12 protein-coding genes are annotated in these 15,072 nt (G+C 61.8%); 8 read left to right on the top strand and 4 right to left on the bottom strand.

Translation table 11 applies throughout. The features are described 5' to 3' along the window. Nucleotides 1-18: 18 nt before the first annotated feature. Entirely contained in the window at nt 19-1,008 is a 990-nt protein-coding gene (locus tag ACX3M4_RS16885) for a 2Fe-2S iron-sulfur cluster-binding protein (RefSeq protein WP_459354165.1), read from the bottom strand. Nucleotides 1,009-1,039: 31 nt separating this feature from the next. Next, on the bottom strand, nt 1,040-2,818 hold the full coding sequence (locus tag ACX3M4_RS16880; protein ID WP_459354164.1) for an ethylbenzene dehydrogenase-related protein: 1,779 nt from the start codon (nt 2,816-2,818) through the stop codon (nt 1,040-1,042). Nucleotides 2,819-3,553: 735 nt separating this feature from the next. Between ACX3M4_RS16880 and ACX3M4_RS16875 the strand changes: the two genes are divergently transcribed. Genes ACX3M4_RS16875 through ACX3M4_RS16845 form a run of 7 tightly spaced genes read left to right on the top strand, consistent with a single transcriptional unit; the run spans nt 3,554 to nt 11,060 of the window. After that, a complete protein-coding gene (locus ACX3M4_RS16875; RefSeq protein WP_459354163.1) occupies nt 3,554-4,915 on the top strand; it encodes a V-type ATP synthase subunit B in 1,362 nt (453 codons plus the stop codon). Next, nucleotides 4,915-5,538, top strand: coding sequence for a V-type ATP synthase subunit D (locus ACX3M4_RS16870; protein ID WP_459354162.1), 624 nt, complete (start codon nt 4,915-4,917; stop codon nt 5,536-5,538). Before ACX3M4_RS16875 ends, ACX3M4_RS16870 begins: the two co-directional genes overlap by 1 nt. Continuing rightward, the gene (locus ACX3M4_RS16865) at nt 5,535-7,328 is read left to right on the top strand and encodes a V-type ATP synthase subunit I (protein WP_459354161.1); all 1,794 of its coding nucleotides are present in this window, start codon (nt 5,535-5,537) and stop codon (nt 7,326-7,328) included. Before ACX3M4_RS16870 ends, ACX3M4_RS16865 begins: the two co-directional genes overlap by 4 nt. Continuing rightward, the gene (locus tag ACX3M4_RS16860; protein ID WP_459354160.1) at nt 7,325-7,774 is read left to right on the top strand and encodes an ATP synthase subunit C; all 450 of its coding nucleotides are present in this window, start codon (nt 7,325-7,327) and stop codon (nt 7,772-7,774) included. The genes ACX3M4_RS16865 and ACX3M4_RS16860 overlap by 4 nt, the downstream gene beginning before the upstream one ends. Nucleotides 7,775-7,783: 9 nt before the next feature. Continuing rightward, a complete protein-coding gene (locus ACX3M4_RS16855; protein ID WP_459354159.1) occupies nt 7,784-8,485 on the top strand; it encodes a hypothetical protein in 702 nt (233 codons plus the stop codon). Nucleotides 8,486-8,487: 2 nt separating this feature from the next. Then, the gene (locus ACX3M4_RS16850) at nt 8,488-9,228 is read left to right on the top strand and encodes a hypothetical protein (protein ID WP_459354158.1); all 741 of its coding nucleotides are present in this window, start codon (nt 8,488-8,490) and stop codon (nt 9,226-9,228) included. Beyond that, the gene (locus tag ACX3M4_RS16845; RefSeq protein ID WP_459354157.1) at nt 9,225-11,060 is read left to right on the top strand and encodes a V-type ATP synthase subunit A; all 1,836 of its coding nucleotides are present in this window, start codon (nt 9,225-9,227) and stop codon (nt 11,058-11,060) included. The genes ACX3M4_RS16850 and ACX3M4_RS16845 overlap by 4 nt, the downstream gene beginning before the upstream one ends. Nucleotides 11,061-11,229: 169 nt before the next feature. Here the strand turns inward: ACX3M4_RS16845 and ACX3M4_RS16840 are convergent, their stop codons facing one another. Beyond that, nucleotides 11,230-11,925: a nitroreductase family protein gene (locus ACX3M4_RS16840; protein ID WP_459354156.1), complete on the bottom strand. Its 696-nt coding sequence runs from the start codon at nt 11,923-11,925 to the stop codon at nt 11,230-11,232. Nucleotides 11,926-12,353: 428 nt separating this feature from the next. Between ACX3M4_RS16840 and ACX3M4_RS16835 the strand changes: the two genes are divergently transcribed. Beyond that, complete coding sequence (locus ACX3M4_RS16835; protein WP_459354155.1) at nt 12,354-13,346, top strand: ABC transporter substrate-binding protein; 993 nt, start codon at nt 12,354-12,356, stop codon at nt 13,344-13,346. 168 nt (nt 13,347-13,514) lie between these two features. Here the strand turns inward: ACX3M4_RS16835 and ACX3M4_RS16830 are convergent, their stop codons facing one another. Next, the gene (locus ACX3M4_RS16830) at nt 13,515-14,987 is read right to left on the bottom strand and encodes a BCCT family transporter (protein WP_459354154.1); all 1,473 of its coding nucleotides are present in this window, start codon (nt 14,985-14,987) and stop codon (nt 13,515-13,517) included. Between the last annotated feature and the right edge of the window lie 85 nt (nt 14,988-15,072).

The raw sequence follows: 15,072 nt of genomic DNA, 5'->3' as shown, positions 1-15,072 counted from the left end.
GACTTTATCGGGTTGACCTTATCCGGCGCGCCGGAACAGCGAGCCGGCCAGAGCCAGCAGCCCCTTGTCTTCCTCCGCCTCATAGAACGGATCGGCGTAGAAGGTGGCGCCTGCCTGCAGGGCCAGCGCGCGCATGGCCTCCACATGGGAGGGAGCCCCCGCCGAATAGACGATGTGATCTGCGCACAGGTCGCCGACAACATCCTGTGGGCGCGCCGACATGACCGTTTCGTCGTCGCCGTCGCTCGCCGTCAGCGTGACGGGAATGCCGCGGTTCTGCAGCCAGCGAACCGCGTCGCGCATGTAGAGGCCGTCCTTGGTGCGCGCGCCTGCAACGATGCGGATCTCGCGGCCCGGCTGGCCCATTCCCGCGGCGACCGCAATCGACCAGATCGGTGCAAAGCCCGTTCCGGTCGAGGTCAGCACGATCGGTTCCGGTTGACGTCGCAGAAAGGCGTTGCCGAAGGGGCCGCGCAACTTGACGCCGTGGCCCTTGGTGATCTTGTTGCCGAGTTTCGACGAGACGACGCTGTCCGGATAGACCTTGATGTGAAAGACGATGACGTCTTCCTCGGCGTCGAGGTTCAAGGGCGTCGTCGGGCTGTAGTCGCGGGCCGGATAACCGGCGAAGGTCGCGCGCAGGTATTGGCCCGGCAGCCAGGAGACCGGCCGCTCGACGCGCACCCGAACTTCCAGATAATCGTCCTTGATGGCGCGGATCGTTTCGACGGAGCCCTTTACGGTCTTCACCAGCGGCACCGGATCGTAGGCAATTTCCGCGTCGCCCTCCAGAACCGAGATACAGCCGAGCACAGTGTTCTTCTCGCGCGTGCCCTGGTCGTCGATGTCGCCGCTGATCACCCGTACCCGGCAGGTCTCGCACTGGCCCGAGCAGCAGTCATGCGGCAGGACGAGCCGCCCGCCCAGACTCGCATCGATCAGCGTGTCGCCGACATTGGCCTTGATCTGCTTGCCGTTGATCGTAACGGTGCATGTGCTTTTCGACATTGTTCAATCCGCTTTCAAGGGCCGGGGAAGATCAGTTGAAAATCAGGCGCACGGGACGTGAATGCCGCGTGTGGCGGGTCTGGTTGTGGTCGAAGACCGACAGCCACATGTAAAGCCCGCTCTCCATGGCAAGATCCTGGCTTTGGCCGGTGTCCATGTCGCGGACAACTTCCAGTGTCCAGAACCCGTCATGCCACTCCGAGCCGCCCTGAAGGTCGGCGCGGCTGCCTTCATAGCCGCCCATGATCAAGACGCCCGGAAGAACGGTGCCGACAGGAATCTCCGCGTCCTTTTCGGGCGAATAAGGCTCGCTTTCGGCCTCGAACATCCACCATTGCGAGCCCTGGTCGTCCGACACTTCGACCGACAGATCGATCTGCCCCATGCGTGCGACAACCTGTTTGTAGTCGGTTGGCAGGCGGCGCACGCCGATCGTTCCGTGATAGTGTGTCTCGGGATCGCCGATATAGTTGTAGACATAGAAGGCCTTGCCATCGTCGGCAGCATAGCCGGCACTGTAGCGTGCCTTACCGGCGGCATGGTCTTCGGTGGGGGCAACGGGCGTCCCGAACCACATGTCGTCGACACGCCCGAGCATGCCGCCGCGCGAGGCCTTCCACTGCCAGACATCAACCAGGCTGCCGTCGGTCGTATAGTGAAGACCGCGGCCGTGGAACGCTGCCGGCTTGTCCTTTAACGGCTTCGGCCCCATGTGCGTCGCGCCGCCGCCGCCATAGACATCCGATCTGGAGAAGGCCACCGAAAACTTGTCCTCGTAATAGGCGGTCTCGTCGGACAGGTCGGCGCGGTTGTTGAGCATGTGCCAACCGTCCTCGCGCTTGACGATCGGATGCCGTTTCAGCGACCGGGTTGCATCTTCCCAGCGGAAGCCGAAGACGACCTTGTCGCCGACCTGCAGCGCCCGCACTTCGACGGCGGAAGCGCCGGTGCCGTTGAGGTTCGAGCCCTGCTGGGTCTCGACGATCACCGGCCGGGCTTCCTGCCAGACGGCATCGCTCAGATCGCCGTCCAGGACCGGCAACGCATCGGCCTGCGCGACATGAAGGTCGCTGCGCGTGCCGAAGTCGAGCGACACCGCGCCGGCGATGACGACGGCTCCGATGGCGAGTGCGATGGCGAGCGGATGGGCGGCCATGCCCGGGAAACGGCGCAGCGCCTGCGGCCGGAACAGGCGCAGCAACTGGCTCAGGCCGCCATAGCAATAGTGCAGGATCACATGGGCGAAGATATAGGTCAGCACCACCAGCGCCGCGGTGTAGTGGACCGTCACCCAGATGCCGCCATGGCCGAGATAGAGCCAGACGCCTGTTGCCGTGAGCGTCAGGACGGACGCGAACAGGAGCCAGTAGGCAATGACATTGACGGCGGCAAAGCGCAGCTTGGTGCTGGCCGGAAGCGTCAGAACGACGATTTTCTTGGAGGAAATCCGGCGCTTCAGCCGCGCCAGGGACATATAGGCCGCATAGGAAAAGATCAGCGCCAGCACGAAGACCGCCGACACATAATGCCAGGTCCAGATCTCGCCCTGCGGCAGGATCGGCTCGAAAAGTTTGGAGAACCAGGCACCTTCCGCATCGGTCGAGAGGCGCAGGCCCGTCAGCAGGCTGACAAAGATCGCTCCGACGAGGGTCCAGTGCAGCAGGATGGTGCCGATATCGCTTCTGACGGGCGGCGTCTTGTCTTCCGGGCGTTTGGCACTGGCGGTATTTTGCGGGTTCCCGGCGCGGTTTTTCGGCGATGAAGGTTTTGCGGGCAGCTCGAGTGCGTGATCAGTCACTTGGTCGGTCAACTTGTCCTCCAGGGCCGCCCGTTTGCCTTCAGGGTCTTTGCGGCGGTGATGCAACCAGCCCGCATGGAAACCCAGGGGTTGCGGCAAAAAGATAACATTTTTCAGAAAAAGTGAAGCAAAATCACCGGTCGCAACCAAGGATAAACCTATCCGGGTGCAATAACGTATGCATTGTTACATTACTCTTGGTCAACAAGAATCGGTAATCAGAATTAATGTTGATAAATATAATGTAATTTAACAAAATTTCGAAACAAAAACCTGATTCCAGACTGGAGAAGGTGAGAGAATATTTTTAAATATAGGCAAAATTGCTGGTGATTTATCAGAGAAAAATACTTTGGTCATTGTGAGATTACTGAATCTCGGTCTGGCAATTTCGTTGCCGCTCAAGGGTTGAAAAAAGAGTGGACATCTTCTTTTGCGGGTGTCCCGATTTCGTTTTCCAAAATCGGTTATCAGGTCCGATCGGGTGCGTGGTTCCGGAACTTGAGGTAGTAAAGCTGCTCCGATCGAAACGCTTGATCCAGGTCATACGTCCGCAATCGTTTGTCTCTTAACTTTGTTCCGGTTGAAGCTGCTGGCGAGCGCTCCAAATCCGGCGATGCGCCGGTTGTGCAGGCGCGAAGATCACGCCTAAGATGATCCTGTTTGCCGGGAGGCGGGTCTTGTGCCCGCCGGCATTTGCCGCTTTGGCGCATGTGTATTGAGTGGTTCCTTCCCAAGGAGGCGTTGATGCTGGTCTCCCATACGCGCATTGTCGATATCGTCGGCGACATCATCCGTCTCCAGGTCTCGGCGACAAGGGCCGAATCCGAAGGCCGCCCCTGCCTGGGCGACCTCGCCCTGGTCGACGGCGGCAATGGCGCGACGTCGCTTGCCCAGGTGATCAACATCGACCGGGACATGGTTTCGCTGCAGGTGAATTCAGGCACCAAGGGTCTCGCCAACAACGCCTCTGTCCGCTTTCTCGGAGAGCCGGCCAAAGTCACCTATTCCGACAACATTCTTGGCCGCGTCTTTGACGGTGCCGGTCATCCGATCGACCAGGGGCCGGATCTTTCCAGCGATCCGACCGTGCCGATCGGCGGGCCTTCGGCCAACCCGATGAAGCGCGTTCTCGCCTCGCGCATGATCCGCACCGACGTGCCGATGATCGACATCTTCAATTGCCTCGTGGAAAGCCAGAAGATCCCGATCTTTTCGGTTTCGGGCGAACCCTACAATCCGTTCCTGGCCCGCATCGGCATTCAGGCCGACGCGGATATTGTCGTCTTCGGCGGGCTCGGCCTCATCTTCGACGACTATGCCTTTTTCCGGAAGCAGTTCGAGGATGCGGGCGTCTTCCCGCGCACGGTGATGTTCATCAACCAGGCCTCCGACCCGGTCGTGGAGCGCCTGCAGGTGCCCGACATGGCTCTGGCGGTGGCCGAGAAATTCGCGGTCGAGGAAGGCAAGCGCGTGCTGGTGCTCCTCACCGACATGACCGCCTTTGCCGACGCCATGAAGGAAGTCTCGATTGCCATGGAACGGGTGCCGGCCAACCGCGGTTATCCGGGCGATCTCTACTCCCAGCTTGCGCGGCGCTACGAGAAGGCCTGCGACTTCAAGGGCTCGGGCTCCGTCACGATCCTCACCGTCACCACCATGCCCGGCAATGACATCACCCACCCGGTGCCGGACAACACCGGCTACATCACCGAGGGCCAGTTCTATCTGCACAGCGGCGTGCTCGACCCGTTCGGTTCGCTGTCGCGGCTAAAGCAGCACGTGATCGGCAAGGTGACCCGGGAGGATCACAACCAGATCATGAACACCATGATCCGCTTCTATTCCGGTGCCCGCGACGCCGAGCAGAAGCAGTCCATGGCCTTCGAACTGTCCGACTATGACCGCCAGCTTCTGAAATTCGGCGGCCTCTTCCGCAAGCGTTTCATGGATATCGAGGTGTCGAAGCCGCTGGAAGAGGCGCTGGACCTCTGCTGGCAGACGCTGGCCGAATGTTTCGAGCCGGAGCAGCTTCTGATGAAGCAGGGCCTTATCGACAAATATTTCCCAAAGAAGAAATCGGGCGCCGCGGATGAGGAGGCGGCCTGATGGCCAGGTTGGCGCTCAACAAATCCTCTCTGGCGAGGCAAACGTCCCAGCTTGCCGAATACAGGCGTTTTCTGCCCTCGCTGGAACTCAAGCGCCTGCAGATCATGGCCGAACGCGCCAAGGCGAAGGAAGCCGCCGCGCGGCTGGAAGCCGCATATGCCGCCAGCTTTTCGGACCTGGCGAAGACCCTGCCGATGCTGGCGAACCGGCATGTGCCGCTGGAAGGCCTGGTGACCCTGAAGGAGGCCTTGCGCGGCGAACAGAACCTCTCCGGCACCCGGTTGCCTGTGCTGGAAGATATCGAAGTCGATGTGGAACCTTATTCGCTGCTGGCCCGGCCGCATTGGGTCGACCCCTTCGTCAAGGGCATGCAGGAGCTTTTGCGCCTGAATCTGGAGAGGGATGTCGCCAGGGAGAGGATCGCAAGGCTGATCGAGGCCGAAGCCGTGATCTCGCGCCGGGTCAATCTCTTTGAAAAGGTGCTGATCCCGGAGGCCGAACGCAACATCAAGAAGATCCGCATGGCGCTGGCCGATGCGGAGCGTGATGCGGTCGTCCGGGCCAAGATTTCCAAGCGCAAGACGGCTGCCCGCGCGGCCGGGACAAAGGCGGCCGAGCTATGAGCATCGTGCCGCTGGTCAAGGTCAATCTGGTCGGGGTCCTCGCGGACAAGGAGAGCGTGCTGGAGGCCGCCCAGGAATTCGGCGCCCTGCATCTGGTTCCGCTGACGTCCGCGCAGAAGGAACTGGAAGCGGTTCCTGCCGGCCGGGGCCGGGAGGCAGCCGAAGCCCTGCGCTGGCTGGCCGACAGTCCGGCGCAGCGGCGTCCCGTCACACATCCGGACGATTTCGACCTGGAAAAGGTGGTCGCCCAGGCACTGGCAAACCGGAAGGCGCAGAAGGACTGCGAAGACCGTTTTGTCCGCCTCGACCAGCGCATCAGGGATGTCGAACCCTGGGGCGAATTCAGCTTTTCCGATCTCGCCGACCTCGGCGACTACCGCCTCTGGTTCTACGTGGTGCCCAACGGCAAACTGAAGGAGATCGACCCGGCCGGCAAGATCCTGGAAATCGTGCACAGGGACAGGTTCCGCAGCTATGCGGTGCTGCTGGCGCCGGAAGAACCCCCCGCCAATGCGATGCCGGTGCCGCGCATCCATGTCGGCGCGGAACCGCTCTCCGTCCTGAAACATCAGTACGAGGACGCGGCGGTTCAACTGGAAGAACTCGAGCTGGAACGCCAGGCATTGACGAAATGGCGCTTCGTGCTGGCGCAGAACCTGGCGCAGGCGAAAGACCGCTCTGCCCGACACCGTGTATCGCTCGAAACCGCTGACCTTGAACGGGTCTTCGTGCTGCAAGCCTGGGCGCGGCGGGATCAGAGCGAGGAAATCCGGGCCCTTGCGGACAAGCTCGGCGTCGCGCTGCTGGTAGAGGAGGTTTCTGCGGACGACAAGCCGCCGACCCTTCTGGAAAACGCACGCGCCCTGGAAGCGGGTGAGGATCTGGTCGAGTTCTACCAGACACCCGGCTACCGCGACTGGGACCCGTCTCCCATCGTCTATGTGTCCTTCGTGATCTTCTTCGGCATGATCATGACCGACGCCGGCTACGGTCTGCTGCTGCTTCTGGCGCTGTTTCTCTTCCGTGGCCGTTTCACAGGTTCTCCGCAGGCAAGGCGCCTCTTCCGCATGTCGGTTTGGCTGATGATCTCGACGACGCTCTTTGGCGTTGCCACCGGCAGCTATTTCGGCGTTGCGCCGCCTGCCGGCAGTTTGCTCGATCACCTGAAGGTGCTGCATCTGAAGGATGTCGACACCATGATGAAGATCACGCTGACGATCGGCGTCGTCCATATCGTGATCGCCAACTTGATGCGGGTGCTGCATGAGCACTCCCTGAGTGGCCGCATGCAGCCCGCGGGCTGGTGCTTGGTAGCTCTTGGCGGCCTGGCCACCTATCTCGGACAGGACACCGTCTTTGCGACCGCAGGGCCCGCCTCAATTGTTGCAGGCCTGCTGCTGGTCGGCTTTTTCGGCAGCGATCGCAAGGTCGACAGCCTCAAGGCAGGCGGTCTCAGGGTCTTTGATGGGCTGGCGGCACTGGCACGTGTGGTCAACATCTTCTCCGACGTCCTCAGCTACATGCGTCTCTTCGCTCTCGGCCTTGCCGCGGCCTCGCTGGCGGAAACCATCAATTCACTGTCCGGTCAGCTCAACCATGCTGTCCACGGCGTCGGCCTCCTGATCGCCATTGCGGTTCTCGTCATCGGCCACGGCATAAACATCGGCCTCGGCCTTATCGCCGGCTGCGTGCACGGCCTGCGGCTGAACGTCATCGAGTTTTTCAATTGGGGTTTGCGGGACGAGGGCACGCCCTTCCGTCCGTTCAAGAAAGAGGAGACACGCCTGTGAACGAATTCGTTGTGGCTCTCGGCTGGTTGGGCCTGTTCGCTCCGGTCGCGCTCGGCGCCATCGGCAGCGCCTGGGGCTGCGCGCTCGCCGGCAGCGCCGCCATCGGCGCCATGCTCGACAGCGATGGCGGTTATGGCCGTTTCATCGGCGTTTCGCTGATGCCTTCCTCCCAGGTCATCTATGGCATCGTGATCATGTTCTCGCTGCAGCGGGGAACCATCGACGCAGCCAGCGGCGCGGCCCTTTTCGGCATTGGCCTGCTCTCCGGTATCACCATGCTCTACACGGGCATCCGCCAGGGCGAGGTCCTTGCCTCGGCCATTCATGCTTCCAAGGCCAAGCCCGAGATCTTCGGCATTTCGCTGGCACCGGCCGCCGTGCTCGAAGGCTTTTCGGTCTTCGCACTGGTCTTCGCGCTGGTTCTGGCCGGCTCGATCCCGGCTTAGGAGGCGGTGATGGCCAAGCACAATGGGACACAGGACCTGGAAAACGCTGCCGGCGCCGGTGTCCAGGCGCTGATCGACCGGCTGAAAACGGAAGGCGTTGCCGCCGGCCAGGCCGAAGCCGACGCCCTTCTCACCAAGGCAAGGCAAAAGGCGGAAGAGATTGTCGCAGCGGCGCAGCAGAAGGCCGACGGCCTCGTCGCCGCCGCGAGAGCCGAGGCCGCGAAGGAGAAAGCGGCGACGAAAGACGGTCTGAAGGTCGCCGCGCGCGATCTCGTCCTGACGCTGCGCAACGAACTCGACGACCGCATCCAGCAGGAAGCCGGCCGCCTCGTGGCGACAAGCCTCGCCGACCAGGAATTCCTGAAGAAGCTGATCCTCGCCATGGCGGCCAACGCCAGGGACAACGCTTCGATCAGCGATGCCGAGCCGATGGAAATCGTGCTGCCGGAAAAAGTGGTGTCCTTCGAAGAGCTGAAACAGTCGCCGGAAGCGGTGGAGCCGGGCACGCTGACCCATTTCGTCATTGCCCTGGCGGGTCAGGCCCTGCGCGACGGCGTCACCTTCTCCACCGCACCCGGGTTCGACGGCATCAAGGTGAAGCTGACCGACCGCAACGTTGCCATCGACCTTACCGGGGAGGCGATCGCGACGCTGCTGAAACGGCACCTGCAGCCGCGCCTCAGAGCGGTCATGGAAGGGGTCCTGCGCTGACCATGAGCCGGCCGCACCAATATATCGCCTTGGTGGTCAGTCTGCCGCATCTCGGCAAACTGTTTTCGCGCAAGGACGTGCCGATCTCGGAGTTCCGGCTGAAGCAGCGTCTAGCGATGCTGGAACCGGACCATGCAAGTCTGCTGCGCGAAGTGGTGGAGATCACCGCATGGGCGGGGGTCGCCCGTTATGAGCGGGACATCGATGTCATCCGGCGGGCAAAGGCGGTCATGGCGGATCTGAACGACTATCCCGACCTGCAGCATCTGGTCGTCGCGCGCATGGAAACGCGTACGCTGATCGCGGCCCTCCGCCGCCGCCGCGATGGCCAGGAAAGCGCCGGTGATATCGAGACCTGGGGTTACGGCCGATGGTGCGGACGGATCAAGGCCAATTGGAACGACCCCGCCTTCGGGCTCGGCCATTTCATGCCCTGGGTCGGCGAAGCACATCGCCTGCTGCAGCAGGGCGACCACATCGCCATGGAACGGCTTGTCCTGACCGAGGTGTTCCGCCAGCTCGGCCACTACGGCACCTTGCATGAATTCGATTTCGAGGCCGTCGTGATCTACGCGCTGCGCTGGGTCATCGTCGAACGCTGGTCCCGGTATAACGAGGCCGATGCGCGTGCGCGCCTGGAGACGCTCGTCGCCCAGGCCCTTGGCGATGCACCCGTGCCGGACAGGGCCGGCCCGGACCGGACACCGGACACATCCACTCTCTTTGAGGAACTCCCGACATGACGAGCCACGTCCAGCTTCCCGAGCCCACCGCGGAAATCGTCGCCGTGCAGGATGACCTCGTGACCCTGTCGCCACTCGGGGATGCGCCGCTCATCAAGAACGAGGTGGTCTATATCATTCCGCATGGGCCGGAGCGTGACGGCCGGCCGCGGGAATACCTCAAGGCGGAAGTGCTGCGGGTGCGCGGTTCATCGGCCGAGGCGCAGGTCTTTGAAAGCACGTCGGGCGTTCGCGTCGGCGACAAGGTCATCCAGAGCGGCGAAATGCTGTCTGTGGCCCTGGGGCCTGGCCTCCTCAGCACGGTCTTCGACGGACTGCAGAACCCTCTGGCGGATATCGCCGCCGAACACGGCTTCTTCCTGCCGCGCGGTGTCCTGACCAACGTGCTCGACCAGACCCGCAAATGGTCCTTCGAGCCGAAGGTGAAATCCGGCGACACGATCAAGGCGGGCGACACGCTCGGCACCGTTCCCGAGGGCCGGTTCGAGCACCGGATCATGGCACCCTTCGGCCTGACGGGCACTTGGACCGTCGACCGCATCCGCGAGGGCACTTTTACCATCAACGAGGTGGTAGCGACCTTGAAGAACGACCGGGGCGAAACGCGCGACCTGACCCTGGTGCAGCACTGGCCGGTGCGCCGGGCGCTCCCCGAAGGCCTCGTCAAGGCCGGCCGCAGCGAGCGGCTCTATCCGAGCGAGCCGCTGATTACCACGCTGCGCCTGATCGACACCTTCTTCCCGATCGCCCGTGGCGGCATGGGCTGCATACCGGGGCCCTTCGGTGCGGGCAAGACGGTGCTGCAATCGCTGATCTCGCGCTTCTCGGCGGTCAATATCGTGATCGTGGTCGCCTGCGGCGAGCGTGCGGGTGAAGTGGTGGAGACCATCACCGAATTCCCGCACCAGCCTGACCCGTCCGGTGACGGAACGCTGATGGACCGCACGGTCATCATCTGCAACACGTCCTCCATGCCGGTCGCCGCCCGCGAGGCCTCGATCTATACCGGCATCACGCTCGGCGAATATTACCGCCAGATGGGCTACGACGTGCTGCTGATCGCCGACAGCACCTCACGCTGGGCCCAGGCAATGCGTGAGACCTCGGGCCGACTGGAGGAAATCCCGGGAGAGGAAGCCTTCCCGGCCTATCTCGACAGCGCCATCAAGGGCATTTACGAGCGTGCAGGCGTGCTCAGGACCGCAAGCGGCGACACCGGCTCCCTCACCATGATCGGCACGGTCTCACCCGCCGGCGGCAATTTCGAGGAACCTGTCACCCAGTCGACCCTCGGCACGGTCAAGACCTTCCTCGGCCTCTCTTCCGAGCGCGCCTACAAGCGCTTCTACCCGGCGGTCGATCCGCTGCTTTCCTGGTCGCGCTACCACGTCCAGCTCGGCGACTGGTATGCGGCAAATATCGGCCCGGACTGGGTGCCGCGGGTGGAGGAGATGATCGAGCTTCTCCAAGATGGCGACGACATCACCCGCATGATGCAGGTGACCGGCGAGGAAGGCATCTCGACCGAGGACTTTGTCATCCAGCAGAAGGCGCTGTTTCTCGACATGGTCTACCTGCAGCAGGACGCCTTTGACGATATCGATGTCTCCGCTCCCTTGAAGCGCCAGCAGGAGACTTTCGACCTGGTCTACCGCATCGCCCGGACGGACTTCGCCTTCGAGGAAAAGGCCGCGGTCAGGAAGTTCTTCACGGAGCAGACATCGCTCTTCAAGAACCTCAACTACGCCGCCGACGGCAGCCAGGACCGCAAGGATCTCATCGAGAAAATCAAGGCCAACGTGGCGTCGGCACCGACACATGTGACGGGGTGAGGGCTGACCGGTCTGGCAGCCTGTCTGATACCTTCATCCTCATCCTGAGGAGCGCGCTCGCGCGCGTCTCGAAGGATGGGCCGCACACTCCAGCGCAAGCGGCCTATCCTTCGAGACGCCGCTGAAGCGGCTCCTCAGGATGAGGCTGATGGAAATGTGCCGCCTTTCCCTACCCCTCGAACACGCTCATTATCTCTTCCAGCGGCTTCTTGATCGTCGCCACCGCCGGAACCGTCGCGTCTTCGGCCGGGTGGCCGACGGCGAGGATCATGACGGGTTTCTCCGCGTCCGGTCGCCCGAGAATGTCGTTGAGGAATTTCATCGGGTTGGGTGTGTGGGTCAGCGTCGACAGACCCGCATGGTGCAGGGCCGTGATCAACAGGCCGGTGGCGATGCCGACGCTTTCAGGCACGTAATAGTGCTTGTAGCGGGTGCCATCGTCATAGGTGCCCCAGCGCTGTGCGAAGATGACGATCAGCCAGGGGGCGATTTCCAGATGCGGCTTTTCGGCGTTGGTTCCGATCGGCTCCAGTGCCTTGATCCATTCGTCGCCGGCACCGCCATCGTAAAAGCGGCGTTCCTCTTCCTCGGCGGCAAGGCGGATCTTGCGCTTCAGGTCCGGCTCGGAGATTGCCACGAAATGCCAGGGCTGGTGGTTGGCCCCGCTCGGGGCAGTGCCCGCGGCGCGCACGCAGGTCTCGATGAGGGACCGGTCCACCGGCTGGCCAGTGAACTGGCGCACCGTGTGGCGGGTGCGCACATCCTCGTAGAACTCTTCCGCCCGCTGCAGCATTTCGGCGTCGTTGAACTGTCTCCGGTCGGGCAGCGGCAGAGGCTGATAATCCAGGTTCGCTTTGGAAATCATCTTTTTGGATCCATTGGCATCGCCGGCCGCAGCCTTTTCAGGTTCTCGGCCGGACACTCCTCCCTATGCAGCTCGAGTATGTTTCCACTGACGGAACGGCAGGCAACCAAAAATCTCAGACCCCGGTATCACAACTTCTGTTTCCGCCGTATTTTTACCATTCGGTGCGTCCAAACCGCCTTGAACAAAAAATAACCTTGACCAGTGATGGGGCACCTTTCTAGATTTTCTTGACCAAATGGTCAGCGAAGGTGGTCGAGAAGGCAAAATGCCCCGACGCCGGACGCGACCGGATCGCCGGAACGTGCCTCATAGTGAGGCAAAGCGGATGGGAACCGCTTTCGAACCGCATCGGCGAAGGGTGACATAAATTCCAGAGAAGGGCGGAACCGATCGGGGATCTGCCCATAACCAGTAGGGGAATGGCAATGAAGGCATTGAAAAGTCTGGCGCTTGCATCCGTCTTGGGCGCAAGCCTGGTCTCCGGCGCGGCCGAGGCCGCGGACGAGCTGACGCTGCAGCTGAAATGGGTGACCCAGGGCCAGTTTGCCGGCTACTACGTGGCCAAGGACAAGGGCTTCTATGACGAGGAAGGCCTCGACGTGACGATCAAGCCGGGCGGTCCGGACATCGCGCCGCCGCAGGTGATCGCCGGCGGCGGTGCCGACGTCATCATCGACTGGATGCCGTCCGCACTTGCCTCGCGCGAAAAGGGTGTGCCGCTGGTCAACATCGCCCAGCCGTTCAAGAAGTCCGGCATGATGCTGACCTGCCGCAAGGATACCGGCATCACCTCGCCGGAAGACTTCAAGGGCAAGACCCTCGGTGTCTGGTTCTTCGGCAACGAATACCCGTTCCTGTCCTGGATGAGCCAGCTCGGCATTTCGACCGAGGGCGGCGCGGATGGCGTCACCGTCCTGAAGCAGGGCTTCAACGTTGACCCGCTGCTGCAGAAGCAGGCCGACTGCATCTCCACGATGACCTACAACGAATATTGGCAGGTGATCGACGGCGGTATTCCGGCCGAGGACCTGGTCGTCTTCAAGTATGAAGACCAAGGCGTGGCGACGCTGGAAGACGGTCTCTATGTGCTGGAATCGAGCCTGGAAGACCCGGCAATGGTCGACAAGCTGGCCCGTTTCGTGAAAGCCTCGATGAAGGGTTGGGCCTACTCGGCTGAAAACCCTGAGGAAGCTGCCGAGATCGTGCTGGAAAACGACGCCACCGGCGCCCAGACCGAAGAGCACCAGATCCGCATGGTCGGCGAGATCAACAAACTCGTTGACGGTTCCGACGGCAAGCTCGACATGGAAGCCTACCAGCGGACGGTGAAGTCGCTGCTGAGCGGCGGTTCCGACCCGGTCATCTCCAAGGAGCCGGACGCTGGCGCTACATCGACCGCGGTGACCGACAAGCTCTGATCCTTCAGACAGTATGGTAAAACCGATGAAAGGCCGTCCTGTTGGGCGGCCTTTTTTCGCAATCTAACTGTGAAACGCTTCAGGGCGCTTTGCGCACCACCAGCCAGATCATCGCGCCGATGAAGCAAAACGTGCCCAGGTTCATCAGGGTGTCGAGCGGATCTCCGATCAGCATGGGCCCGCTCCTTTCCCGGCATCCTGAATGAGCGCCCGGACAAGGCATGCCAGCAGGAGGACCGTGATGAACACGAACGGCAAGGCACCGAGTGCGATCAATGTCTTTACTGCCTGTGTCGAGCCCGACATGATCATCGCCGCGCCGAGCACACCCAGCAGGCAGCCCCAGACCAGCCGCACCCTTGGCTTGGGGTCGGGATCTCCGCCGGTCGAAAACGTGCCCAGCACAAACGCCGCGCTGACCACACTCGTCACGATAAACAGGAACGCCGCAAGCATCGTTGCCAGTGTTGTCAGTGTTGCGAAGGGCAGCCGATCTAGCAGCGCAAAAGTCACGCGCTCGACGTTGGACTGGGTCATGGCCAGGAGTTCGCCCTGGCCGTCAAGAGCTTCGTAGATGCCGATGCCACCAAAGGCACCGAACCAGATCGTGGAAAACAGGGTCGGCCCGATCAACACGCCAAGAACGAATTCCCGGATTGTGCGTCCTTTGGAAATGCGCGCCACGAAAACGCCGACAAACGGGCCCCAGGCTATCCACCAGACCATGTAGGTGAGCGTCCAGTCCTGAAACCATCTGCTGATCTCGTTGCCATAGAAGGTGTAGGTTTCCAGTCCTCGCGGGATCACTACCGAAACATAGTTTCCAATGCCGCCAATAATGGAATTCATCAGGTATTCGGATGGTCCGAGGACGATCGTGTAGACGACAAGTCCGATGGCGAGTGACATCGCGATGTTCGACAGCCGGGCCATGCCGCTGCCGAGATCAACCAACAGCGGCGGAACATAGGCGGCTATCATCAGAAGGAATACCGCACCGACAAGGGGCATCGGTGCCGATGGAACATCGAAAATGACGGCTATGCCGTCGGCCACCTGAAAGACACCCATGGCCATCGAGCCTCCGACACCGATAGCGATTGCGGTAATCGCCATGAAGTCGGAGATCCAGCCAACGGCGCTTGCCCAGGTTTCTCCCGGAAACAGGTTCTTTACCGGACCGCTGACCAGCATGGGAGCACCGCGCCGGTAGCTGAAATAGGCTATTGCCAGTGCGGTGGTTCCGTAGATTGCCCAGGCATGGATACCCCAGTTGAAATTTGCCGCCAGCAATGCCTGTTCCGCGGCAATCGGAGCCGGAAGTGCCTCCTTCGCGAAATGGAAATGTGTCAGGGGCTCCGCAACGGCCCAGAACAGAAGTCCAACCCCCATTCCCGCCGCAAACAGCATGGCAAGCCATGTCGGCGTGGAATACTCCGGCCGGTCGGTATCGGCACCCAATCTGATGTCACCGAACCTGGTGACCGTCAGTCCGAGGCAGAACAACAGCATCACGGTGACCGATAGCATCACGAACCAGCCGCGGCTGACAAAATACTGATCGACGACCGTACTGGCGACAGCAAGAAGGCTTGAGGGATCGATGACGCCCCAGAACCCGATAATGCCGCACAGGCTCAAGGATGCGGTCAGGAGCGCTTTGGATCCCTGCGTGTTTTTACCATCGCTTTTGATGTTTGGGCTCCTGATACAGCAGGTTACACCG

The sequence above is a fragment of the Roseibium sp. M-1 genome (genome assembly GCF_054515675.1).
Note: the sequence above shows the minus strand (reverse complement) of the source record. Positions and strands in the feature narration are given on the sequence as shown.